This window comes from Segetibacter koreensis DSM 18137 (genome assembly GCF_000374045.1).
Taxonomy (GTDB): Bacteria; Bacteroidota; Bacteroidia; order Chitinophagales; family Chitinophagaceae; genus Segetibacter; species Segetibacter koreensis.
This window is the reverse complement of the sequence record NZ_KB893320.1, coordinates 1-24,599: the sequence shown is the minus strand read 5'-3', so window position 1 is coordinate 24,599 and position 24,599 is coordinate 1. Positions and strand designations below refer to the sequence as shown.

At 39.0% G+C, this 24,599-nt stretch carries 22 protein-coding genes and 1 pseudogene; 10 read left to right on the top strand and 13 right to left on the bottom strand.

Going from position 1 to position 24,599, the window contains the following annotated elements:
- The first annotated feature begins 258 nt into the window (after positions 1-258).
- Positions 259-1,308 (top strand): ATP-binding protein, encoded by a 1,050-nt coding sequence (locus tag B154_RS27960; protein WP_018613181.1) that lies wholly within the window; start codon positions 259-261, stop codon positions 1,306-1,308.
- A gap of 514 nt (positions 1,309-1,822) precedes the next feature.
- Here B154_RS27960 and B154_RS32205 read toward each other — a convergent pair.
- A complete protein-coding gene (locus B154_RS32205) occupies positions 1,823-1,969 on the bottom strand; it encodes a hypothetical protein (protein ID WP_018613177.1) in 147 nt (48 codons plus the stop codon).
- 242 nt (positions 1,970-2,211) lie between these two features.
- Here B154_RS32205 and B154_RS0107860 point away from each other — a divergent pair, with 242 nt between their 5' ends.
- Positions 2,212-4,488 carry an ATP-binding protein gene (locus B154_RS0107860; protein WP_018613175.1) on the top strand — a complete coding sequence of 759 codons (2,277 nt, stop codon included), beginning with the start codon at positions 2,212-2,214 and terminating at the stop codon, positions 4,486-4,488.
- A 1,082-nt stretch (positions 4,489-5,570) separates the two neighbouring features.
- On the opposite strand, the gene B154_RS0107855 is transcribed toward B154_RS0107860, so the two are convergent.
- The 9 genes from B154_RS0107855 to B154_RS0107810 all read right to left on the bottom strand — a co-directional run bounded on the left by B154_RS0107855 (position 5,571) and on the right by B154_RS0107810 (position 16,000).
- Entirely contained in the window at positions 5,571-7,301 is a 1,731-nt protein-coding gene (locus tag B154_RS0107855; RefSeq protein WP_018613171.1) for a HAMP domain-containing sensor histidine kinase, read from the bottom strand.
- On the bottom strand, positions 7,302-8,438 hold the full coding sequence (locus B154_RS0107850; RefSeq protein ID WP_018613170.1) for a histidine kinase: 1,137 nt from the start codon (positions 8,436-8,438) through the stop codon (positions 7,302-7,304).
- Entirely contained in the window at positions 8,439-9,524 is a 1,086-nt protein-coding gene (locus B154_RS0107845; protein ID WP_018613169.1) for a porin, read from the bottom strand. It lies immediately after the preceding gene.
- 9 nt (positions 9,525-9,533) lie between these two features.
- Positions 9,534-10,097 carry a K(+)-transporting ATPase subunit C gene (locus tag B154_RS0107840; RefSeq protein WP_018613168.1) on the bottom strand — a complete coding sequence of 188 codons (564 nt, stop codon included), beginning with the start codon at positions 10,095-10,097 and terminating at the stop codon, positions 9,534-9,536.
- Positions 10,098-10,116: 19 nt separating this feature from the next.
- Entirely contained in the window at positions 10,117-12,168 is a 2,052-nt protein-coding gene (gene kdpB, locus B154_RS0107835) for a potassium-transporting ATPase subunit KdpB (protein ID WP_018613167.1), read from the bottom strand.
- A gap of 12 nt (positions 12,169-12,180) precedes the next feature.
- Complete coding sequence (gene kdpA / locus B154_RS0107830) at positions 12,181-13,881, bottom strand: potassium-transporting ATPase subunit KdpA (protein WP_018613166.1); 1,701 nt, start codon at positions 13,879-13,881, stop codon at positions 12,181-12,183.
- Positions 13,882-13,898: 17 nt separating this feature from the next.
- Complete coding sequence (kdpF, locus tag B154_RS31300) at positions 13,899-13,976, bottom strand: K(+)-transporting ATPase subunit F (RefSeq protein WP_071595268.1); 78 nt, start codon at positions 13,974-13,976, stop codon at positions 13,899-13,901.
- 296 nt (positions 13,977-14,272) lie between these two features.
- A complete protein-coding gene (locus tag B154_RS32725) occupies positions 14,273-14,416 on the bottom strand; it encodes a hypothetical protein (RefSeq protein ID WP_018613164.1) in 144 nt (47 codons plus the stop codon).
- 186 nt (positions 14,417-14,602) lie between these two features.
- Positions 14,603-16,000, bottom strand: coding sequence for a sigma-54-dependent transcriptional regulator (locus B154_RS0107810; RefSeq protein WP_342664105.1), 1,398 nt, complete (start codon positions 15,998-16,000; stop codon positions 14,603-14,605).
- A 238-nt stretch (positions 16,001-16,238) separates the two neighbouring features.
- Here B154_RS0107810 and B154_RS0107805 point away from each other — a divergent pair, with 238 nt between their 5' ends.
- A complete protein-coding gene (locus B154_RS0107805; RefSeq protein ID WP_018613161.1) occupies positions 16,239-18,218 on the top strand; it encodes a KUP/HAK/KT family potassium transporter in 1,980 nt (659 codons plus the stop codon).
- A gap of 430 nt (positions 18,219-18,648) precedes the next feature.
- On the top strand, positions 18,649-18,771 hold the full coding sequence (locus tag B154_RS33790; RefSeq protein ID WP_083934935.1) for a recombinase family protein: 123 nt from the start codon (positions 18,649-18,651) through the stop codon (positions 18,769-18,771).
- A 279-nt stretch (positions 18,772-19,050) separates the two neighbouring features.
- Here the strand turns inward: B154_RS33790 and B154_RS34070 are convergent.
- A pseudogene (locus tag B154_RS34070) lies at positions 19,051-19,429 on the bottom strand (ATP-binding protein).
- Positions 19,430-20,213: 784 nt separating this feature from the next.
- Between B154_RS34070 and B154_RS27950 the strand changes: the two are divergent.
- The 6 genes from B154_RS27950 (at position 20,214) to B154_RS32950 (ending at position 22,960) form a co-directional block, all read left to right on the top strand.
- Positions 20,214-20,399: a single-stranded DNA-binding protein gene (locus tag B154_RS27950; RefSeq protein ID WP_018613159.1), complete on the top strand. Its 186-nt coding sequence runs from the start codon at positions 20,214-20,216 to the stop codon at positions 20,397-20,399.
- Positions 20,396-20,617: a DUF932 domain-containing protein gene (locus B154_RS0107785; protein WP_018613158.1), complete on the top strand. Its 222-nt coding sequence runs from the start codon at positions 20,396-20,398 to the stop codon at positions 20,615-20,617. The genes B154_RS27950 and B154_RS0107785 overlap by 4 nt, the downstream gene beginning before the upstream one ends.
- Positions 20,618-21,165: 548 nt before the next feature.
- The gene (locus B154_RS0107780; RefSeq protein WP_018613157.1) at positions 21,166-21,366 is read left to right on the top strand and encodes a hypothetical protein; all 201 of its coding nucleotides are present in this window, start codon (positions 21,166-21,168) and stop codon (positions 21,364-21,366) included.
- On the top strand, positions 21,336-21,569 hold the full coding sequence (locus tag B154_RS0107775) for a hypothetical protein (RefSeq protein WP_018613156.1): 234 nt from the start codon (positions 21,336-21,338) through the stop codon (positions 21,567-21,569). Before B154_RS0107780 ends, B154_RS0107775 begins: the two co-directional genes overlap by 31 nt.
- Before the next feature lie 425 nt (positions 21,570-21,994).
- Positions 21,995-22,579, top strand: a complete 585-nt coding sequence (locus tag B154_RS0107770) for a hypothetical protein (RefSeq protein WP_026260042.1) — start codon at positions 21,995-21,997, stop codon at positions 22,577-22,579.
- A 207-nt stretch (positions 22,580-22,786) separates the two neighbouring features.
- Positions 22,787-22,960: a hypothetical protein gene (locus tag B154_RS32950; RefSeq protein ID WP_018613155.1), complete on the top strand. Its 174-nt coding sequence runs from the start codon at positions 22,787-22,789 to the stop codon at positions 22,958-22,960.
- 251 nt (positions 22,961-23,211) lie between these two features.
- Here B154_RS32950 and B154_RS0107760 read toward each other — a convergent pair whose 3' ends face one another.
- Both B154_RS0107760 and B154_RS33780 read right to left on the bottom strand, forming a co-directional pair.
- Entirely contained in the window at positions 23,212-23,586 is a 375-nt protein-coding gene (locus B154_RS0107760; RefSeq protein WP_018613154.1) for a hypothetical protein, read from the bottom strand.
- A 532-nt stretch (positions 23,587-24,118) separates the two neighbouring features.
- Positions 24,119-24,421, bottom strand: a complete 303-nt coding sequence (locus B154_RS33780) for a T9SS type B sorting domain-containing protein (protein WP_425423102.1) — start codon at positions 24,419-24,421, stop codon at positions 24,119-24,121.
- Positions 24,422-24,599: the final 178 nt, after the last annotated feature.

The following is a 24,599-nucleotide window of genomic DNA, read 5'->3' as shown; positions in this document are numbered from 1 at the left end:
GTTTTCAGAAAAAAAGTGAAGTATTACTAGGAAATATTCATCGGGTAATTACTGTATTGAAAATGCGTGGATCGCTACATACAAAAGATATCTGCGAGTTCGACATTACTGAGAACGGTATGTCGATAAGTAGTAAACAGTTTAAGAAAATGAGTGGTATACTGGGAGGAATGCCGCTAGTAACAGGCGAATGAACAGCCAGTCTGCAAAATTAGATTGATCTATATCGTAAGAAACTTAAAGGAAACTAATTAAAAAATGTTAGAACTCCCTAAATCCGCACCAAGTGATCTAATGAATGTTATTCTTGCAAACCTGTTAGATGCTGTTCTGATTGTTAACTCAGCGGGAGCAATAATCTATGCTAATAAGGCAACCGAAAATTTATTTAATAAGCCGATTGCTCAACTTCTTAATCATGATTTTGGCTTTCCTGTGTATCCTCATGAAGTGCAGGAAATCCAGGTGTTGCAGCAGAATAATCTTTTGACTGTTCAGATGCTGGCTACAACAATAGAATGGCAAAGCGAAATAGCTTTTCTTCTTTCACTACGAGATATAACCAGGCAAAAACACGCAGAAGCTGAACTTGAAAACGAGCGTAAGAGGCTTGAAGTGGCAAGCTTTGAAAATTATCAGTATGCTTCACTAGCTTCTCATGATTTAAAAGAACCAATACGGAAAATAAGAATTTATATAGATCTGCTAAGGAAGAGAACCGAAGGTATATTGGATGATCTATCAAATGGGTATATTGAGAAAATAGAGGCTTCCGGAAAGCGAATGATGAACCTTCTTAAGGGAATTGCCGAATTTTCGCAATTTTCCGGAAATAAAATTGACTATATAAAAACAAGTTTACAAGATATAGTTGACCACGTATGCACAGACCTAGAACTGCGAATACAGGAAACAAGTGCATTAATTGAAGTAGATATTTTGCCCGAAATAGAGGCAAACCCTGTACAGATGTACCAGCTTTTTTCGAATCTCATATCCAATTCAATTAAGTATTGTAGCAATGGGACTAATCCACGTATAAAAATCAAGTTGCTGAAAGATCAAGATGACGTTATAGAAATTGGTGTAAGTGATAATGGTATCGGGTTCGATAATAAGTTTGCAGACAAGATATTTCAACCATTTTCGCGGTTACATAGCGCAAATTATGACGGCAGTGGAATTGGATTGGCTATTTGTAAGAAGGTATTAGAGGCCCATGCGGGCTCTATATATGCTACGAGTATCCCTAATCAAGGCTCTCATTTCATTTTTACACTTCGAAAAAAACAGAACCAGATCTACTAGGATACAACTTTACTCACATTAATAAGTCTATTAAGGCTTATGCAGCTTATACTTATAATGATGTGTTATCACAGGTTATCTCATATAAACAATTTAGGAAAAAAAATTAGCGCTTTGCAAACTAAGAGACACTTTCGTTTTTGCCAATAACGTCTAGAATATGTGAGTTAATTAGGCCGACCCAGTTTAGCAATGTATTTAAAGATTTTATAAATCAAATTCCTTCCGAATCTTTTTCGGCTAATATTACTATTCCAAAGTGTAATGGGTCTTGGGATAAAATCGTATACCTGATAGGATAAAGAAGGCGGTTAAATTTCAAAGTGTAAGCCTGAACTGTTTGAATAAATGTTTGCTGCATATTAAATTAAATAAATTATGCAGCTAGTTTTGATTAAGCAATGAAGTTAGGAGCAAGTATCAATACTAATGCTTAAATTATTTTAAGATCTTTTAAAAAGGGCATAAAAAAATATATCGTTTCTTGATATTTATCTTTTAAGCGGCACACAGGTTAGCTACCTAAATAATTTTTTTCAATAGCAGCACCAATTACACTGACAAATTCCAGATCAATACCTGATTCTTTCGCTATCCAACAAAACTTATCACATTCATCTTCGTAAGGACTAATCGTGAAAAGATATCTCCATCCATCCAAATTTCATAGATTGCGTAATTAAGACCACCAGACATCGCCCTTCAAAGCTCTGCTTCCAATTCCTGTCCTTTGTACTTAAAACACGTCTTTAGCAATGATCATCCTGTCTCTGAATAAGTACCGCCCCTGCTTCCAATAAAACTCCCTCTGGTGGCCGTTTCTTACTCAAACAAAATATCTTCTTAATATTGGAGCTATTCCTGTAATATCGCACAGTTAAAAGTTTAATTACTATCCATTCTATGAAAATCAAGGACATTGTAAATCGTGGAGTAGCAAAAATTAATACTTGTGAGAGTGAGCCAATCCACATTCCCGGCAGCATTCAGCCCCATGGGTTTCTACTTGGGGTGAATAAAAAAACAAATACTATTGAATTTTGCAGTGCGAACTCTGAATTGCTTTTTGACGAAGTTCCGGCTGATCTACTTGGACATTCTCTTTCCTCCGTACTTCAAAAAGAGTGGTTTGAACTGGAAAGCTATCTTCTAAGCCCGAATTCGGCTTTTAAGCCCTTCTCACTTAAAATAAGAGGAGGTTCATACGATATAATTAGTCATACAGTTAATCACCTACGTATTATTGAATTTGAAGCATCTAACAACGATCGTCAAGAGGATAGTGAGCTATTTGAACAAACCAGAGAATTTGTTCTACTTATTGAAAGAGCAAGATCACTACAACAGTTATGTCAAAACATTGCCGATGAAACTAGAAAAATAACAGGGTATGACCGCGTTATGATTTACCGGTTTGACAGAGAGTACAACGGTGAAGTATATGCAGAAAGCAAGCGGGAAGGCTTGGAACCTTTTTTTGGGCTTCATTATCCGCATACCGACATCCCCGCACAGGCAAGAGCATTATATATGCGTCAACAGTTGCGCATTATTGCTAATGTAGATTATAAACCAGTCCCCCTATTAACAATTGACGAGGGAACTGAAAAAACACTGGATTTGAGTGATGTGGGCTTGCGTAGCGTCTCCCCGATCCACATACAATATTTAAAAAATATGGGTGTAATGGCAACATTAACCATTTCACTTATACAAGATGGAAAGCTCTGGGGCCTTATTGCCTGTCATCACATGCAGGCCAAGACAATTTCTTTCGTTATCAGGCAGCGAGCTTTATTGCAAGCACATTTTCTTTCTTCGCAAATAAAGGTGCGACAGGTAGCAGAAGAGCATGAAGTAAACATTCAAGTAGAGGCTCATCTGCAGCAACTTCTGAGTAAAATAAACGCTGAGGAGGATTTTAGTTTGAAGTTTGAACAATTCAGTTCTTTACTAGCGGTGTGTGGAGCCTCTGGTGTAATCATTTTACACCGGGGAGAATTTTTTGAAAAAGGGTTGGTGCCATCACGAGAAGAGATAACAAAGTTGTTGGGTTGGATTGATAACAATATCACTGGAATCAACTTTGCAACATCTGCATTGCATACTCGCTACCCTGGTGCCGAAGACATTAGTCAATATGCATCCGGCATTGTTTATCATTCACTGGGACGACCGAAGGAAGATTGTATCATTTGGTTTCGGGAAGAAGTAGAAAAAACGATTAATTGGGCAGGCAATCCTAACAAGGCGGTGCAAAGAGATGGTATTTCAAATATGCTTACCCCACGTACTTCCTTTGCTCTTTGGAAGGAAAGAGTCCGTAACCAAAGCAAAGAGTGGTGCATTGCCGAGGTTAATGCAGCCAGTCGTTTTGCCACCGCTTTACAAAACCACTTCCATCTTCTACATTTGAAAAGTGAAGACTTCAGGCTACGTATTCTTAACGACAAATTGCAAAAAGCCAACCAAGAACTTTCTAACATCAATTGGATAACCTCTCACGATCTAAAAGAGCCCTTAAGGAAGATCCAAATTTTTTCTTCAAGAATTGCCGGAACCAAAGATCAGTCTATCTCGGAAGAAATCAAGCAGTCAGTTGACCGAATTCAAAAGTCAACCAAACGAATGACAGATCTTGTCAATGATATTCTTACTTATTCGCTTACTGAGGGAAGAAAGAGTGATTTTACAAAATCCGATTTAAATGTAATTTTAGAAGAAGTGTTGAAGAGCTTTGAGGAAGAAATTTTAGAAAACGGTGCAATTATTAGTGCATCTCTTTTACCGCAAAATGTTGACGTAATACCACATCAAATTCAGCAATTATTTACAAATCTAATTGGCAATGCATTAAAATTTTCTTCTCCTGATCGTAAGCTTCACCTATCAATCACCTGCAATAAAACTAAGGGAATAGATGTGGTTGACGCTGTTCTGTTGCCTCGGGTTAGCTATTATAAAATAGCTGTAGTAGACAACGGAATTGGATTTGATCCACGGCTTCACCAACTGCTTTTTAATATTTTTTATCGGGGCCACAACGATCCTCAATTTAAAGGGACAGGAATAGGCCTCGCAATCTCTAAAAAGATTATGGAAAATCATAAAGGTGCCATTACTGCACAGCGAAATAACGACCAAGGGGCAACATTTACGCTTTATCTGCCATATAATTGATAAGGTAGATATATTAAAGGAAGAATTCAAAAGTCAATTATCCTCATAAATCAACAGACGCACAAGCACCTTATGAAGATGCTGTATGGTGCCTTAGAAAAAAAATTCTAGCAATGGTCAACGGGTTTTTATTTCGAATATGGTAGGTCGGAAGATTTATTCACTTATTTTAAAATTGACCCTTTAACCGGTCGTCCACATTCAATTACTGGTAGTAAAAAAATCAATACTGTACTAGCCTCTTATTTAACAGTTAATCGTTATACAAAGGGTAAAAAAGGATCCAAACGCTTCTCTGGTTCAAAAACATTTCAACTTATTTTACTACTTAGGTTAGTTTTCCCGTTTAAACAGTTTCAAAGCCGTTCTATAAGTGCAACTTTGTATTCTATTTGTAAATGGAACGCGTGAAATATTCTCCGTTAGAGCTAATCCTAAAATTCATTTATGGCATATGCTAGTTCTGGCTATCAATTATGGCTGTGTCGACACTGGTTATAGCAATAATATCAGATGTAGATCGCGGAAGGGTATGGATGCAAGCTTTATTTGTGAATAGATATACTTATTTCGCATTTTTTTACCTAATTGCAACTTTAACTTGGACGATTGTAAAACAAATACGGGAAACAAAATGTGTAGGACTCGAATTCTCTTTTTAAAAATTTCTAATTAGTCTTTGCTTCCTCATAACTCAATTCCTCAAACAAATCGATCTTAATCTTTTTATCCCGTTTCTCATTCACAGCTTTGTAGCAGGTAAAAAGCGTAATACTGGAGTATCACAAAGGCCAGTATTGGATGTCTTTGTGGATTGGATGGAGGTGATGTTCAAAGATGTTTACGATCCTTTGGAAGGAAGAATAGTTAATGGTGGAATAAAGGTTAAACTGGGACTATATTCTAGTAAGTTATAATAAAACGGTCGTTTTTTTATAAACTGCATCGCAGAATGGGATGTAAACAGTTAGAAATCGGAGTATCTTATTATAAGGGTTAGACCGTAAAATTGTGAATAAAGATTTGATAAGCATTGCTCGCCGAAATATCATTTAACTTTAGCGGATTTCCCGATTCGGAGCTCATGGTAGCTTTAAAGTAGTTGTTCCTAATAAGCTTAAGCTATTTGCGGGTAGTTGGAAGTAAAACACAGATCCTTTCCCTATTTCACTTTCTACCCAAATCTTTCCTTGCTGAGCTTCGACAAACTCCTTTGAAATGGCTAAACCTAGACCTGTACCCTTTTCTTTTGAACCCGGAACCTGGAAATATCTTTCAAATAATCTTGGCAAATATTCTTTAGCTATTCCCGGCCCATAATCTTTAACAGAGAAAACTACAGAGCCATTTTGCTGTGATGCTTCTACTTCAATAGAACTATTGTTGAAAGAATATTTTATTGCGTTCGCCAAAAAGTTATTTAAAACCCATGTTGTTTTATCTGCATCTGCCTGGATTGAAGGCAAATTTTTATCGGAGATGTACTTAATTTCTATATCCTTTTCTTTTGCATTGCCGGACACCGACTCAATTGCATTTTCAACAATTTCATTGGGACTTACTGTATTAACGTTTAGTTGTATCCGGCCGGCTTCCACCTGTGACATGTTCAATAATTCACTTAGAATTTTAAGCATTCGTTGGTTGTCATGTTTCAGGCTTTCAATTAACTCTTTTTGTTCCGACGTTAATTGACCGATACGCTGATCTTCCAATAATTTCAAACTTAAGTCTGAAGACGCCAAAGGTGTTTTTAATTCATGAGATATAGTTGCTATGAAGTTTGTCTTCGCTACATCTAATTCTTTAAAAGAAGTGATGTTTTTTAAAACTATGACTTTGTTTTTAGCTTCTCCCTGCGCTACTTCAATTATCTCTTTTACAAAGTAATTCTCCCTGTTGTCCACTACAATTTTAAAAGGTGTGGTCGTTTCCTTCTCAATCAAAAAACGAAACAGGTCATTCTTGTTTTTTACATCATCAACAGGCTTGCCTACTACATCTTCTGCCCGTAAACCTAAAAGTTGTAATGCCTGGTAGTTGGAAAAGAGCACCATGTTGTTTTTATCGATCCCTATGCTTGCATCTTTTAAACTATTAATAACTGCTTCTGCACGGCTTTTCTCAAACATTAATTTATTTAAATTGCTGCTTTCAAAATACTGAAGTCGTTCGGCCATCTCGTTAAAAGCATCAGCCAGTTTGCCAAATTCGTCCTTATTGTCGATATGAATGCGGTGAGTATAATTCTTATTTGCAATTTCCTTTATAGCTTCTGCTAAACGATTAATAGGATTGGTAACTACAGAAGGGAAGTTGACAATAAATGTAAAAGCGATCAGGAAAACAACTACGCCCAGTGCAATGATTATTGTGAGCGCATTGTCAGCAGTTTCCTCTGCTGCTTTACTTTTCCTTTGAATGGCTTCCATATTCAGAGAAAGAATAGTTTGTATACCACTCTCGATCGCATGTAGATTTTGCCTGCTTGTATCACCAGCTTGGAGTTTATTAAAATCGTTTCTCAAATCGTTTGTCACTTTGTTTTCCCCCGGTTCGGTAATGTTGCTTTCCTGCCTTTTTAGAGCATCTTCAAAATTGTGCACCGACTGAATGTACTGCCTGTCGATATTACCCAATTGCTGTTGCATGTTATGGCAGTAAGACAAACTTTCATAGTTTGCTTTTAGCACATTTTTCCCATCATTTTTCAATTTTGCCATGTAATAAATACCTACACCACCTGTCAACAATAACAGAAGAAACAGGAACAATGTACCCAGCCATATTTTCTTTTTTACACTTACTGCCATTTATGAGAAAATAACAATATCGATATTATTTTTAGAAAGGGTCTTTAACAACTGGTTAAACACGCTGGTTCGTAAAATAACCTGGAAGAGGTTGAGGTGCGGTTTCCCTAAGCATAGGGTGGTTATTGATTTTTCGTTTACTGTTTCAATAATAACCTTTGCTACATTATCCCCTTTTTTCTGGATGACCTCCGCACCTAGTTCCGTCGCATTCTTAAAGTTGTTTATTAAATGCCGTTGAGCTGCTAAAGGTATCTTATCGGCTGATTCTTTTGCCGTTTGCACATACAACACGTACCACTTGCTGTTGTAGTACGAGGCAAGCCTTGCCGTCTTACGGATTATTCGCTGCGCTACTTCCTCGTTGGACGACACACAAGCCAAAAAACGTTCATGTCGGAAAGTCGTTTGCTTTGCTGTTATCTGGTAGTCAACTTTTCTTTCTACCTGGCCAGCAACCTCCTTCAATGCCAGTTCACGCAGTTGTAAAATCTGGTTAGGCTGGAAAAAATTTGCCAGGGCTTGTTGCACTTTTGCGTGATCATAAATCTTACCTTCTTTCAGACGTGATATAAGTTCGTCTGCTGTTAAATCAATATTTACCACTTCGTCTGCTATTTGCAGCATCTTATCCGGTATCCGTTCCTTTACTTCAATTCCCGTAATTTCTTTTACGTCTTCATTAATGCTTTCAATGTGCTGGATGTTAACGGCTGATATTACATCAATACCTGCATCTAAAATATCCAATACATCCTGCCATCTTTTTTCATTCTTACTGCCAGGGATATTTGTGTGTGCCAATTCATCAATAATCACTACTTGCGGATGAAGCAACAGGATAGCTTGTACGTCTAATTCTTCCAGCCGTTTGCCTTTGTAAAAAACCTCGCGCCGTGGAATAATTGGCAAACCTGCGGTTAACGCCTGCGTTTCCTTTCTGCTGTGCGTTTCGATGTAACCGATCTTCACATTCACACCGTTCTGTATCAATGCATGCGCCTCTTGCAACATCCGATAAGTTTTTCCCACGCCGGCGCTCATGCCAATATATATCTTAAGCTTGCCACGATTGTCGCTCTGCGTCAGCTTCAAAAATCCGCTAGCCCTTTTTTCCCTATCGTCTGTTTCATTCATCTAAAAACTAATAGCAAATGATGTTGTTAATACAGTATTACCAGTAGTTGGGGTTGTATTTGGTTTTACGAAAACCGCATCTTTACTGCTTAAAGTTTTTATTTCGGTTCTCCAAACAAAGTGGTCGCCTATATTTCTGTCAATCTTGAACGAAGCTCCGAAAGTTTTAAATCCATCGTGCGTCTTTGTACCGATCATAACTCCATGTTCATCGCTGTAATATTCTCCTCTTACAGCAAATGCCCATTGTGCATTAGGTGTAAAGCGAAGAATAGCGACAGGTGAGTACCATGTATATAGTTTAGAACTTCCTTTGCTTAACTGTTGTTGTCCAAGGTCAAGATCAAGTATCAACCCTACTTTGCCGGTGAACTGGAAAATTCCATATAAGTTATGATAGTAGCGCCATGCTCTTACAGTATCGGGCAAATCAGTCCCAAAAAAGGTACTATAGTTTATGCTCACTTTAGAAGATGGAGTAAACGTTATTTGGGTGCCCCAGCTCATTAATGAATTTCCGGCTACACGTGTAATTCTTTGCCATCCGTTCAAACCCATTGCGCTAAAAAACCACTTAGTGTCATCAGTAGTGTAACTAATTTTTGCCCCACTTTCAAAGAAAGGAGTGTTGTCGGCAACGATACTCCTTGTCAGGGTCCAGCAATTTTTTCCAACAGCACTTTCAAAGCCAATATGCGATGGCATTATACCGGCATCCATCCAAAGGTTTTTCTTCTTGGATATTTTAAAACCTGCATCCGCCTCAAAAATATTTTTTAGAACTCCAGCTTCTGCTGAATAATTGGCATTCATGTAAGTTCCTGCACCGATTGCAAAATTGCCACGAACCCTGTCTTCATTATAGCTTGCTTTCACGTATGCGAGATTTACATTGAATTCATTATGCCTGTTATAGCTATAAACGAAAGCCGGGCGATTATTATCCACCGGCTTATTAAAGTCATAGCCATAATAAGGTTCGATATAACCACTAAATGTCAAAGGATTACTCCGTTGCTTACTGGAATCTTGTGCTTTTGCATTCATTCCACAAACAAGGGCAATGCCTATAAAAATCCTTTTCATCGTCATTTTTTATTTCAAACTCTCTAAATCAATATTCAATTGCAGCACATTCACTCTTTCTGTTCCAAACAAGCCAAGCAGTGGCTTCTCTATATGTTGATCTACCAGCGCTTTCACCTTTGCTTCAGAAATACTTCTTGCGGATGCGACTCTTTTCACCTGCACATACGCACCTTGTACCGAAATATGCGGATCAAGCCCGGCTCCCGATGCAGTCACCAGGTCAGAGGGAATATCGGTTTTTTGAATACCGGGATTATGAACCAAAAATGTATCGATCCTGTCCTGCACCTGTTTTAAATAATCAGGATTGGTTGGCCCTTTATTACTTCCGCCAGAACCGTCAGCATGATAATCGACTACTGAAGGCCGGCTCCAGAAGTATTGGTCATCAGTAAACTTTTGTCCTAAAAGTTTCCAGCCAACAATCCTGTTGTTTGCCATTACCGTTTCACCTTTCCCCTTACCCGGCGCTGCCTGTGCCGGCAACCAGATGATTAAAGTATAGACACCCATAAAAAACACCATACACACGATTGTCAATCGTATTGCCGGTAAAATATTTTGTTTCATTGTTTTTTTGATTTTTACTTTAAAACCAGTTAGATACCAACAGGTCAATCAGTTTAATTCCGATGAAAGGCACTATCACGCCGCCGAAGCCATAGATCAATAAGTTTCTACGTAGCAATGCACTTGCCCCTATTGGCTTATACGCAACGCCTTTTAATGCCAATGGAATTAATAAGGGAATAATAATGGCATTGAAAATGACGGCAGAAAGAATAGCACTTTCAGGACTGTGCAAGCCCATGATATTTAAGCCTTGCAATGCAGGAATTGACGCTATGAATAGCGCCGGCACAATGGCAAAGTATTTTGCTACGTCATTGGCAATAGAAAAGGTGGTCAGGGTGCCGCGGGTCATTAATAGCTGCTTGCCAATTTCAACAATTTCTATCAGCTTTGTCGGATCATTGTCTAGGTCTACCATGTTGCCCGCTTCTTTTGCTGCCTGTGTGCCGCTGTTCATAGCAACGCCCACATCTGCCTGTGCAAGGGCTGGAGCATCGTTTGTTCCATCGCCCATCATAGCCACCAGTTTTCCGCCTTGTTGCTCTTTGCGGATGTAATTCATTTTGTCTTCCGGTTTTGCTTCTGCAATAAAATCATCTACCCCAGCTTTTTCAGCAATGTATTTTGCTGTTAACGGGTTATCGCCCGTTACCATAACCGTTTTTACACCCATCTTGCGAAGCCGTTCAAACCGTTCCTGTATTCCCGGCTTTACGATGTCCTGCAGTTCGATTACCCCTTTTACTTCGCCGTTTTTTGAAACAACCAGCGGGGTACCACCATTCTCTGCAATCAGCTTAACACGGTCTGATGCTTCTTCCGGCACTCTATTTCCGGCTTTTTCCACCAGCTTCCTGATAGCATCGAATGCGCCCTTGCGGATATTTGTACCGTTGCCTAAGTTTACACCACTGCTCCTTGTTTCTGCAGTAAATTCGATGAAGGTCATTCCTGCTTCCTTCGTTTTAGAAACACCCTTCGATGCAGCCAATTCCACGATTGATTTTCCTTCCGGTGTTTCATCAGCCAATGACCCCCAAGTGGCGAGTTCGATAAACTCATTTTCGGTAATACCGTCGGTAGACCAAAAGTTTGTCGCCCTACGATTGCCAATAGTGATGGTTCCTGTTTTATCGAGAAGGATAGTGTCAAGGTCACCGGCAGTTTCAACCGCTTTGCCGCTTTTGGTAATTACGTTCGCTCTTAACGCCCTGTCCATCCCGGCAATACCGATGGCCGATAACAGGCCGCCGATGGTAGTTGGAATAAGACAGACAAACAACGAAATGAATGCACCAATGGTAATGGGCGTGTTGGCATAATCACCGAATGGTTTTAGCGTAACGCAAACAATAACGAACACCAATGTGAACGAAGCTAATAAAATGGTGAGGGCAATTTCGTTGGGCGTTTTTTGCCTGGAAGCACCTTCGACCAATGCGATCATTTTATCTAAAAATGTTTCACCTGGCTCTGTGGTGACTTTTACTTTTATCCTATCCGATAACACTTTTGTTCCGCCTGTTACGGATGATTTATCGCCGCCTGCTTCCCGAATAACGGGAGCCGATTCACCAGTGATTGCCGACTCGTCTATAGTGGCGATTCCTTGAACGATCTCGCCATCCATTGCGATCACATCGCCGGCTTCGCAAACAAACAGGTCACCTTTCCGCAATTGCGATGAAGGAATGACTTTTATTTCGTCCACATATATTTCTCCAACAGAAAATACTTTTTTAGCAGGCGTGTCTTCTCTTGCTTTTCGCAGGCTGTCTGCCTGTGCTTTTCCTCTTGCTTCTGCAATTGCCTCGGCGAAATTGGCAAACAACAATGTAATAAAAAGGATGGCCGTAATAACCATGTTATAGGCCAGGCTTCCCTGGCTGGTCTCACCGGCGGCGATCCAGACGCTCACAAACGCCATCACCAATGTTCCGATCCATACGGTAAACATTACCGGGTTGCGGAACTGGATAACCGGGTTCAGTTTTTTGAACGATTGAGTAACCGCTTCTTTTACCTGTTTAGGTTCAAATAAGTTATTTTTTCTTCTATGTACTGACATGATTAGTTCGTTTTATTTCATTCCAAAAAATTCTGCAATTGGTCCGAGAGTTAATGCAGGGAAAAATGATAAAGCAGCCACAATAAATATTACGGCAAATACCATAACACCAAATGTGTTTGTATCTGTTTTTAAGGTACCGGCACTTTCAGGAATGTATTTTTTCTTTGCCAAAATGCCGGCAATAGCAACGGGCCCGATGATGGGTAAAAACCGTGCAAGCAACATCACTGTTCCGCAGGCGATGTTCCAAAACGGGGTGTTGTCACCCAAGCCCTCAAAACCACTTCCGTTGTTGGCAGATGAAGAAGTGAACTCGTAGAGCATTTCGCTGAAGCCGTGGTTCCCCGGGTTATTTAACCAGTCCGCATAGGCACTGGGATTGTGCGCAAACAGGTACGATGCTAATGCAGTTCCCGCAAGAATTAACAACGGATGCAGCAGTGCAATGAGGGCAGCGATCTTCATCTCTTTTGCTTCTATTTTCTTGCCGAGGAACTCTGGTGTTCGTCCTACCATCAACCCGCTGATGAATACAGCAATAATAATGAAGATGTAAAAGTTCAGGTAACCCACGCCCACACCACCATAGAAGGAGTTAACCATCATTCCCAGCAAAGCGCTCATGCCGGCGAGCGGGGTAAAGCTGTCGTGCATGGCATTTACGGAACCGTTTGAGGTAACAGTGGTTGTTACTTCCCAATATGCCGATGCGGCCGGCCCAAAACGCACTTCTTTTCCTTCCATGCTCCCCAATGGTTGCGAAATACCCATCTGGCCGATCATCGGGTTTCCATGCATTTCATTATAAACCGCATTAAACAGTAATAAAAAGAATCCAAGCGTCATTACACCAAACACCATCCATGCAAACCTTCGCCTTTTGATAATGTATCCTAAAGCAAACACCATTGCAATCGGGATAAGAATAATACTGATATTTTCTACTATGTTGGTTAAATAATTGGGGTTCTCTAAAGGATGCGCAGAGTTGGGGCCATAGTAGCCACCTCCGTTCGTTCCCAGTTGTTTTATGGCGATCATAGCGGCTGCCGGTCCACGGCTTACATGGACGGTATCGCCCTGCATGGAAATGTATTGCGCCTTGCCTTCAAAATTCATTGGAGTTCCGTTGAACGCAAGTATCAATGCAACTACAATGGCCAGCGGCAATAATATTCTCGTACACGATTTAACGAAGAAGTTGTAAAAGTTGCCCAGGTTTTCTGTCGTTCTTTCTTTCATTGCCATAAACACCGCTACACATGCGGCCATACCCGTTGCAGCACTGATGAATTGAAAAAGCATCAGCGTTAGTTGTCCTAAATACGAAACCCCTGTTTCGCCCGAATAGTGCTGCAGGTTGGTGTTGCTGACAAAGCTTACGGTGGTATTGAAAGCAAGATCTGCCGGCATAGATGGATTACCATCAGGATTGAGGGGTAGCCAGCTCATATTCATCAGTATGAGCATTGATAAAATGAACCATACCAGGTTAATGGTAAGCAATGCCATTAGGTGTTGCTTCCAGTTCATTTCTTTAGCAGGATTGATACCGCTGAGTTTGAAGAAAATTTTGTCTAATGGATGCAAGATTTTATCGAGCCAGGTCTTATCGCCTTCGTACACTCTACCAATATAGCGTCCCAGCGGAATAGCCAACGCAACGGTAAGTACATACATGAAGATGATGCCTGCAATTTCTGTTGTCATGATTACTTGTGATTGGTTTAGAATTTTTCGGGCTTTATCAATACATAACATAAATAGATAAAGACCATGATGGCGATAATGAATAGTAGTGTCATAGTTTATATTTTTTCGAACCAGTCAATGAATTTGAAAAAAAGCCAGAAGCCGACGAGGCCGGCAACAATCAGTATCAGCGTTAGCATGATTTATTATTTATTAGTGAATGAATATTTTGGTTTTAATAAAAACAATGAAAAGGAGACTTATAGCTATCAACGAGGCTAAAACAATCAAAGCAGCATTTGATATTTTGTTTCCTTTTTGCATGTGATATAATGTTACATGTTCAAGTTTGTAACTGCAATGACCAGCGTAGGTGGCAAAGGTGACACTGGTCATCTTTCTTTTTCGTTTAATGCAGCCAGCCTAGCTTGAAATAGGCAATCCAGGACAATGCAATTAGTACCAGGAAACCCATTATTACCATCAGGAAATCTTTGCCACTAGCTGCTTCATCCCCGTAGTAATTTGTTTGTATGTTTTTTTCTCTTTTCATCTCAAATCTTTTTTCTTCAGACTATAATGCCAAAAGGGATGCCTCCTTATTATGAAGTAAAGAGCAAAGGCATGAAAGGCTTAACCAGTGAGGCTTTGCCGAAATTGGAAGGAAATTGAACGAGGTTCGGGCAACAAAAAACCCTTTCAAAATGAAAGGGTGCATTTTCAAAATGGAAGAGTTTGGCTATTTGGCTATGCCGTATTCTTCCAGCTTCCTGTAGAGTGTTGTCAGACCAATATTTAGCAAACGGGCGGCTTCTGCTTTGTTACCTTTTGAGAAGGCTAACACCTTTTGAATGTGTTGTTTTTCCATTGCAGACAGGTCAAAGGAATTGGCTGCAATTTCTGTATCGTTCTGAATGTCGAATGGCAATACACTTGTCGTGAGGTATTCACTGTCTTCTAATATTACTGCTCTTTCTACAATGTTTTTTAATTCACGGATGTTGCCTTTCCATGAATGTGCTTCCAATAATTTCAACGCTTCTTTTGTAATTCCTTTGATCTTTCTGTTTGTTTTAGCGGCAAAGAATTTTGTGTAGTAGTCAGCTAACAGTGCAATATCTTCTTTTCTTTCCCGCAACGATGGCAGGTCAATGGTGAAAACGTTCAATCTGTAATAAAGGTCTTCACGAAATTTACTTTCCTTCACTTCTTCGAGTAAGTTTCGGTTTGTAGCTACAATGATGCGAACGCTGACCTTTGACGATTTGGTATCACCTACTTTTATAAACTCACCTGTTTCTAATACCCGTAACAACTTGCTTTGCAAATCAACCGGCATCTCCCCAATTTCATCCAAAAACAATGTACCTCCGTTGGCTTCTTCAATTAATCCCTTCTTGTCTTTTACTGCGCCGGTGAATGCACCTGCCTTATGTCCAAACAGTTCGCTCTCCAACAACTCTTTTGAGAAAGCTGCACAATTGAGAGCAATAAATGGCTTAGCCACTTTTGAACTTGCATTGTGTATTGCCTGGGCAAAAATTTCTTTACCCGTTCCTGTTTCTCCCAACAATAAGACGGTTGCTTCAGTTGGGGCTACTCTTTTCGCCAACTCAATAGCTGACCTGATTGGTTGAGAGCTTCCGACAATACTTTCAAAACTGTATTTCCTTCCGACAAGGCTTTCCAACTGCAGCACTCTTTTTTGCAATTGTACTTTTTCCATTGCTTTGCTTAACAATGGAATTACCTTGTTGTTATCATCTCCTTTTGTTATGTAATCGAAAGCACCATTTTTCATTGCCTGAATGCCATCAGGTATATTGCCGTAAGCGGTAAGCATGATAAGTTCGATAAGTGGGTGTTTCTTCTTTATTTCAGTGATAAAGTCCACACCATTACCATCAGGTAATTTCACATCGCAAAGCACTACATCCGGTTCTTCTGTATCTATAGCCTTATGAGCAACTTTTAAGTTGCCTGCTTCGGTTATGGCATAACCCTCCAGTTTCAGCAGTCGTGCTAAAAGGCTTCTTAGCTTTTCTTCATCGTCTATAAGCAGGATTTTTCCTGTCATCCAGGAACAAAGATGGTAATTTCTGGCGTGAAAATTTCTATCAGGCTTTGGTAAGGTCACAAAAAAGCCGAAACGCTTAGAAGGGAAATGGCCGTAATAATTAGTACCCTTGCGATCGCTGACCTAATCCAGGTTAAACGATTTACGGGAACTTATGACAACGATGTCAAGTAACACATAATGATCCACTGGAAAAGCTAATATCGCTCAATGTGAAGACAATAGCAATAGCAAGTATTCTTAAATAACATTAAATACTATCTATTGTTTGTATATTTAGTGTAAGATTTATCAGCATATGTCATCTCACTCTAAACGGGCATCGGTTGGTGGCTTATTAGTTGCATTAGGTATTATTTACGGAGATATTGGAACTTCTCCGCTGTATACTTTTCAAACAATTCTTACAGAAGGTGGCGGAATAAATACCGACCTTGTCTATGGGGCTATATCGTGTATCTTCTGGACACTTACCCTGCAGACTACTTTCAAATACGTTTTAATAACTCTGCAGGCTGATAACCATGGTGAAGGTGGAGTATTTTCTTTATATGCGCTGGTAAGAAGATATGGAAAGAACCTAGTCTATCCCTCAATTATTGGGGCTGGCACTTTGCTTGCCGATGGTATTATAACACCTCCAATTACCGTTACTTCAGCCATAGAAGGGTTAAATATGGTAAAGGGACTTCATGAGCATATTGTACCCGGCAACGCCCTTGTTATAGAAATTGTATTGGTTATTATTTTGTTGCTTTTTCTTTTTCAACGGTTCGGCACCAAGGTAGTTGGGGCTTCTTTCGGTCCGATTATGTTTATCTGGTTTACCATGATGGGAGTACTTGGTATCAGCCAGATCATTCACTATCCACAGATTTTTGCAGCATTGAACCCTGTCTACGGCTTTGAACTTTTAGTCGGGCATCCACGCGGATTTTGGTTACTTGGTGCGGTGTTTCTTTGCACAACCGGTGCCGAAGCTTTGTACAGCGATCTCGGGCATTGCGGAAGGCAGAACATCCAGCTAAGCTGGATCTATGTAAAGGGTACGTTAGTTCTCAATTACCTCGGACAGGGAGCATGGGTGCTGTTGCAGCAAAAACAGAATCTTAGCGGCATTAATCCTTTTTTTGCCATAGTACCTACCTCATTTTTATTGCCCGCCGTGCTGATCGCTACTTTGGCATCCATTATTGCCAGCCAGGCTCTCATCAGTGGTTCATTTACACTAATCAGCGAAGCGATCAGTTTAGGTTTCTGGCCGCGTATTAAAGTAAAATATCCCACCAATATCAGGGGACAGATCTATATTCCCAGCATAAATTGGATACTGTTTACCGGTTGCCTGCTGGTAGTACTTTATTTCAAAACCAGTGAGTCTATGACGGCAGCTTACGGTTTCTCAATAACAGTTGCCATGCTCATGACCACTTGCCTTATGTATTACTTTCTACGTTATATAAAACGTTATCCGTTCTGGATAGTCGGTGCTATCATTACCGCTTTTGTTTGTGTCGAAACGTGTTTTTTTGCAGCCAACGCCGTCAAGCTGCTGAAAAGGTTGTTCTTCCTTGTATTCGAAATTGGGCTCATTACAACCATGTATGTGTGGTATAATGCTCGGAAGATCACCTTGCGGCTGTTAACTTTTGTAAATTTAAATAACGTTCTGCCTGCACTCGAGCGCCTATCTAACGATAGCACTATTCCAAAATATTCGACCCACTTGGTCTACCTAACAAAAATGCAGAGCCACAAACAGATAGAAAAAAGGATCGTGGATTCTATTTTCAGTAATCCCGTAAAACGCGCCGATGCGTACTGGTTTATCAACTTCGAAAGAGCCGATGACCCTTATACCATGAACTATGGAGTGGAGGAATTGGTTAAGGATAAGGTAATACGGGTAGATTTTCATTTGGGTTTCCGGATACAGCCCAGGATTGGCATAATGCTAAAAAAGGTGGTTGAAGAAATGATAAACAATAACGAGATAGTGATACCAAACGGTATCATTGACATACATAAAGATGGGCTCAAAGATTTCAAGTTTATTATCCTTGAAAGGTTCCTGTCATACGACAACGAATTTTCCCCCCGTGAAAAATTTGTTTTGAACAGCTATTTCAATATACTTAGACTCGCCAGGTCCGATAGTGAGGCTTACGGTATAGACCTTGACCAGGCTGTATTCGAAAAGGTGCCACTGGTAGTAGCTCCGGTAACAAACATATCGCTTAAAAGAGCTTATTATAAAGGCGTTTCCCGCGAGAGTTAAACGTGTGAATAGGGTCATTATTTTATACGTGGTATTTGTACCTATCTCCTCCCGAACCCTGACGGTAGCACAGCTAGACTGACCGTTTAATTCGACTTACATTATCTCGTGCACTTATCGACCTTTCGCTAAATTTTTTACCGTTCCGTAGCAGTTATAATAAAACGGTCGTTTTTCTATAAACTCCTCTCCTACTTAAAAACTAAGCTACTAAAACTTTATAAAAAACTATTTTAATTAATCTAATTATAAAAAATATATGGTGCATACCTTTTTCTAAAAAGCCTTCTTATAGAGACTGTCTTAATAGAACTATTAATATGCTTTCAAAATCTTAAAATATATGAAATACGGTGATATAAGATTCAAAAAGCAGGATCAGAATGACAATTTGCATTTGGATGCATTGACAATTGCATGATGTGATAAGATCTTTTCGGAAAATTCCCGAGCAAATTGTGAAAGACCTGAATTGATAAAATTATTAAATACTCTTACTAAAGGCGATACACTTGTTGTATGGAAATTGGATCGGCTTGAAGGCCATGTATAAGAGTTAATTAAGTGAATGATCTTAACGCCCAAGGCATTCTATTCTTACATGAGACAGATCGAGCAGGAAAAGAGTAAGCTGAAATAGAAGTCGCTGAAGATCGTCTTTCTAATCTAAAACTTTAAAGTGGTACCAAAAGGTCTGTTTTTGTGGATATTTCGTTGAAGTTCACCAGTTGATTTCGTGGCAAATTGACCACCTGTTTTGCTGGCGAAGAGTTGTATAGTTTGCTGTAAAAGCAGTTATCAAAAATAATAAGTTTACTGGTTTATAATCATCTTAGTTTTCTTCTNTTGGTTGCCTTTTCTTTCTTAGTGATTCTCCTTTCAGTTCCATGCGATGCGCATCGTGTATAATGCTATCACGTATGGCATCTGCTATTGTTTTCTCTCCTATCACTTCATACCATTTGTTAACTGGTAGTTGTGATGTTATTATCATTGATGATTTTCCATGTCTGTCTTCAATAATTTCCATAAGTGATTGTCGGCTTTGTGCATCGAAGGGTTGTATACCAAAGTCGTTCTATTTTGGTTATCTCTTTAATGTAGGAAGCATCGGCTTTAGCCATTTTGAGCTTGGCAAAGATTTTTGGGGTATTAGCATAGAGTACGCGATAACCTAACATGCATGCCTGTTGACCTAAAGCAGATGCGATATAGCTTTTACCAATACCTGTGCTACCTGTTATAAGTTCTTAACGCAGCTTGCGTTGGGGTAGCTACATGAGGGAATCTCCCTTTGCTGATTCCGTAAGTATTAGATTCTCAACAAACAGAGATGTATTGCTAAGCCCGTCCATTTTGGTGTCTTGCTCTAAGTCGACGCTGTTCGTATGGTACTTTGGATAGTCCACTAATACAGTTCCAGCTGGTTTTACCGGATTGCTCATAAGGATTCAGCTACAAACTGACTTTTAGTGTGAGCAATACAGATGAAGTGGTCAATAGTTGTCCCTGCCGGCTGCCAAATAAGATATCAGAAGAGAAATTAGGTGGAGAGTGTTAGAGAACAATACAATAAAAGTCCTCCTTCATATCAATCCTTCGCAAAGTTCCTAACAGTATTTCTGAAAGCAAGGTCTGCACCTTCGTGCCTCCGGCTTGCCACGGTTTTTAAAAAATAATCTCCACCGCTCTATGGATTAATACTCTGATTTTCAAACGGTAGTATTTTTTTTTAAAAAACCTTGCTTTCCGAAATCCTGTTTTAGGGCCTGGTTGCTACGATTAGAACGAGCGAGGTGTATGCAGAGTTCAAACAATTCATTTAAAATTTCAATCGTATGCTGCACACCACACACCTTTCATCTCTCATGCGATTATCATGGGAAATTCAAGAAAGAAAAAAAGGACGCGTTCAAAAGCGTTACAAGCTGCTTGGGCGCTTTGGCTCATTCACACTAATATAATTCATTCAATCACCATTTAAATATTACAGTTATGGAAATCACAGCTAGAATCACCAAAGACGCAGTTGTTAGCAAACTGAAAGATGAAAGAGAAGTCGTCAATTTCACTGTTGCTATTAATGATTATTACAAGCCTAAAAACAGTTCGGAAGGAAAGAAGATAACAACTTTTGTTAATTGCAGCTATTGGATCAGCAGCAATATTGTTATGCTATGAGTAGTCCTACTCAACAAGTCGCTACTACTACAGGAACTGCATTTGGCGCTTATAATGCCGTTACCGGATATTTTCAAAACGTGCGAACTTATAAAAATGAAGAAGCAAAATTGAGATCAGTTTTATTTGGTGGTACAGCACAACTGCGCACCCAAGCAGCATTTGATTTATGTGAGGCCTATTCTCAAAAAGGTTCACAAATCTTCCTTCTTAATTAATTATAAAGAAGCGGGATTACACTCCCCTTTTCTCCACTTTTTTAAAAATACTTTTTATGAAACCGCTAAATAAATTATCCCCCGTAGAAAAAGCTGAATTGTTATTTAAATTTTTCCGAACGAGATGCCAAGACTTATAGAATTCTCAACAGAACTAACTGAGTCTATTATAGACAATCCCGAAGAGATAAAAAAAAAGCATTAACCTGCTACATTCTACCCCGTTTTGGTTCCAATTAGTAAACAAAGCCAAAATTAATTTTGATACTTATGGCAACAGCCTTGCCGAAATAAGTAGTTTGTTTTCCAAACAGTTATTCGACAGGTCTGACCATATCCATGCATCTTATTGCCTCCATCAATACTTGATAAAAGAGATCACATTATAATTTGTAAAGAGGCATATTTTAAATTTGCTGATGAGGGGTTGCTTTAACCCTTTTTTATTAATCTAGAAGCGCCCAAATCCTTAAATTTCTTGACAAGTGCCAATTGATTTTTCCTAAATATCTTAGTAATTTTATAGGCATCATTAATCCTGTTTTATTATGAAAAGGTCAACTATATTTCTTATTGTAATTTCCTTATTGATAGTAAGCTGCGGTTCAAAAAAATTAAGCCGGGAAGATGCCCTGCGACTTGTTCGGGAAGGCAAACAATACCCTAAAATAATTGATTTTGATATCTTCTGCAGCGACCCTCTGGATGCAAAAAAAGTTTGTATGCAGGGCTTGAAACAGCAGGATTAGTAACAGTTCAGCGGACACAAAAATTGAGTGAAATTGGAAGCCATTTAATACGGTTCACAAATAGAGCAAGGCCCTATTTTTTGCCTATGTCGAAAGATGCTAAAACTTCTGATATACAAAAGGTAAAACTGTCAGATGAGGAGTTAATTGAAATCACGCTGATCAAACCAGGAATAGACGAAAGAAGTGTTACCACAGAATAACAAAATGTTACGCCCTTTTCTGTTTTGGAACCGATAAATTTTAAAGTGCATCCGACACGTAAATTCTATTTTACTCTGATGACGACGGGTGCAGACTGGAAGAGAAGCGATAATGTAGGCAGTATTGCTCTCGAATTCATGGTATACTCTTATACTCTTCCCCGCTTTTTTCAATTCATTTACTGGAACTAATATCCTAAAAAAACCGTCTCCCCTTAAGGGGACGGAAGGGGTGAATTTAAAAAGTTCACTGAAAGTGGTTGGCAGTAGTTTGCAAGAGCGTTTAACCTGGCTAAAATTTTGCCATCTATTGTTGGTAAACCTTATCCATTCTACCTTTATCGGAGCGAGATTTTTTTGCTGAATAAAGATGAAAATGAGGTGTATGAAAAGCAAAATCACAACATAGTAAGTCACCCAAAAAGTTGAATTTAATAAAGAAATTAGTCTACAACAATAGTTCTCTTTCTAATAGCCGTTCAAACTCACGCCTTCCTTCATTTCATTTTCTAATTTATAAAAACATTGCGAAATCTCGGCAAGGCATTAATGTGCCTTGTACCGCACATGGCAAGATGTACAAACGTTATACGTTTGACAATCTTGCCCCTTCACTCGGAACTCGTACGGGGGGCACTACAGGACAGATAATGTTTGTTAACTACATAGTTGAAATTATGAAGAAGTCGGAGAATGAGGTGAAAAAGAAAATGGTGGCTATGAGGATGAATTATTCTGATTTGGAACGTTTGGAAAAATTTCAGAAACAGAGTACAGAAAAGTACCTAAGCAATTACTTACGAAAAGTGACTTTGCAAAAACTGGTAATAATTAAATATCTTAACCAATCAGCTGACGATTTTCTAGAAGACATGCTGGAACTTAAAAAAGAGCTACATGCAATAGGAAACAATTTTAGCCAGTTGGTAAAAAATTATTCTTGCTTGAAAAGATACCGGAATTCAGGGTATGGATACCTAACAACAGTGCTTTATTTCATGGTATGGTAAAGAAGGTTGACGAAGCAAATTGCGAATAAATCCATACCATGAACAATGGTTGCAAAAATAACAACACAACACCGGTAAAAGATGCATTGAAGGACGGCTCCTTATATAGCGGTTTCTTTCTATCGCACCATTGGATTTATTATACTTAATATTTCCTGGCCAATTTTGAATTACCGAGTCAACCAAGAAATATCGCGGCTTTATCATTTGCTTGCTAAAAAAGATGCCGTTGCTGGAATTTATAGCCAACGTTCAACAGACCAAATTCACAATCCTGAATTTAGTTTATTCAATCGTGTCAACGAAATACAACACAACAATCCGATACAGATTGAAGAAAAAGCGCTGATAAAAGAAAAGGAACGCCGGCAGAAAATTTAGCACTGCAGGCAGCATTCGTATTTGTGCAAGTATAGCGGAATGTTGACAGCTTCGGCTGTAGTTTGTTCATTATTCTACTGTCATTCGGGCCGAAGAATTTATATTAAGCTGCAGTAGGTCATCATCAACAGCAGTATCTTTAGACAGTCATTTGTTCCGCCTGGAAATTTCAAATACCGTACCTGCACAAACACGTCCAACGTTGGTAGCCTGGGTTGCAAATATTGGGTGGTACGAAGTGTTTTCTACAATTACTTTTCTGTACATGAGCAAGTCCATCGATTATCTGGGATAGTAGGGAAAACAAGAAAGAACTTATTTGGTCTATCGATTTTCTCAGCTTTACCCTTATCAAGATATCCTCCAAAGAATAATATATTTCCACTTTTATCCACTGTAAATTTTCCTTGACTCGACTTCTTAAATCCTAGGTAAGAATAACTTCCATTTTTTGCTATTGTAAAGGAACCCCGTGGCGCGTATTCATAAAAAACACCGTTGTATTTACTTGTTGTACAATTATACTTCCCGTATTTAAGTGAAGAAGATGCGGTTTGTGCGGAAATAGTCGAGGGGTTAAGTGAAATAAAAAAGGCCAATAGCACAATTGAGAATTGTTTTTTCATTTTAGGTTAGCAGGTTAGTGGAAACAATAAACAAATTTAGCTTAGTGAATGAAAAAATGCCAACTCTTTTTCATAATTAAGCTGAAAAAGTAATTTAAATTCACGGCATCCAACAAAGGTTGGAGCAATTGTGGCGTATGAATAGCTTCTTCAACATTTTGTAGTGGAAGTCTCAAAATGTTGTGGCTTTAGATGAGGTCGTAGCATGGAAAAATGGTTCATTTAATTTTCTAAAAGAGCTGGACAAGCATCTGGAAGATTTGAAATCGGGGCTGGCCACGTCAACCTTCGAGGTGCAGGGCGTTGCTGCCTTACGATATTTATGAAGACAAGCTGATGAATACTGCAAAAGAACTCATCCTCACTACCAATCTTTCAATGGGCTGAAATAGCAAGGGTGGTGACTTTCGATCCTTTCAACTACAGGAGAGAAGAGCTATTGAAATTTTACCTATTTCAATTTTTTTTGCAAATCACCGTGATTAATTAATTTAAATGGGCAAAGAATAACATTAAAAAGGAACTAGTTATATCATTTAAGAAGAGTAAGCGGACCGCTTAGCGGTTTCTCTCCATTTTTTAAATCAATTAAGTAATAATAGGTAGCGACAGGCATAGGCGAACCATTAGACGTTCCGTCCCAGGGTTGCTGATAACCCTTTGAACTAAAAACCTTACTGCCGTAACGGGTAAATATTTCTACCGTGCAGTTATCATAATCTTTAAGTCCTTTAATAATCCATTTGTCATTAATATTATCTCCATTAGGGCTGAAGGCATTAGGAATTGTGAAAGTTTTAAAATGTTTACTAACCCTTTTAGACAAATAAAACATTGAATTATCTAATATAATTCTTCGGGTGTTTACTATAGCAGAAGCAATAGGAAAAGAACCGGTAATATTTCCCGGNGACTGNGCCGGGTTCCATAAAAAAGGTTTGTCCCATTTAGAATTTCTATAAATAGTTATATAACTATTATTGCGCATGCTTTTAAAAACTTCACTTTCGATA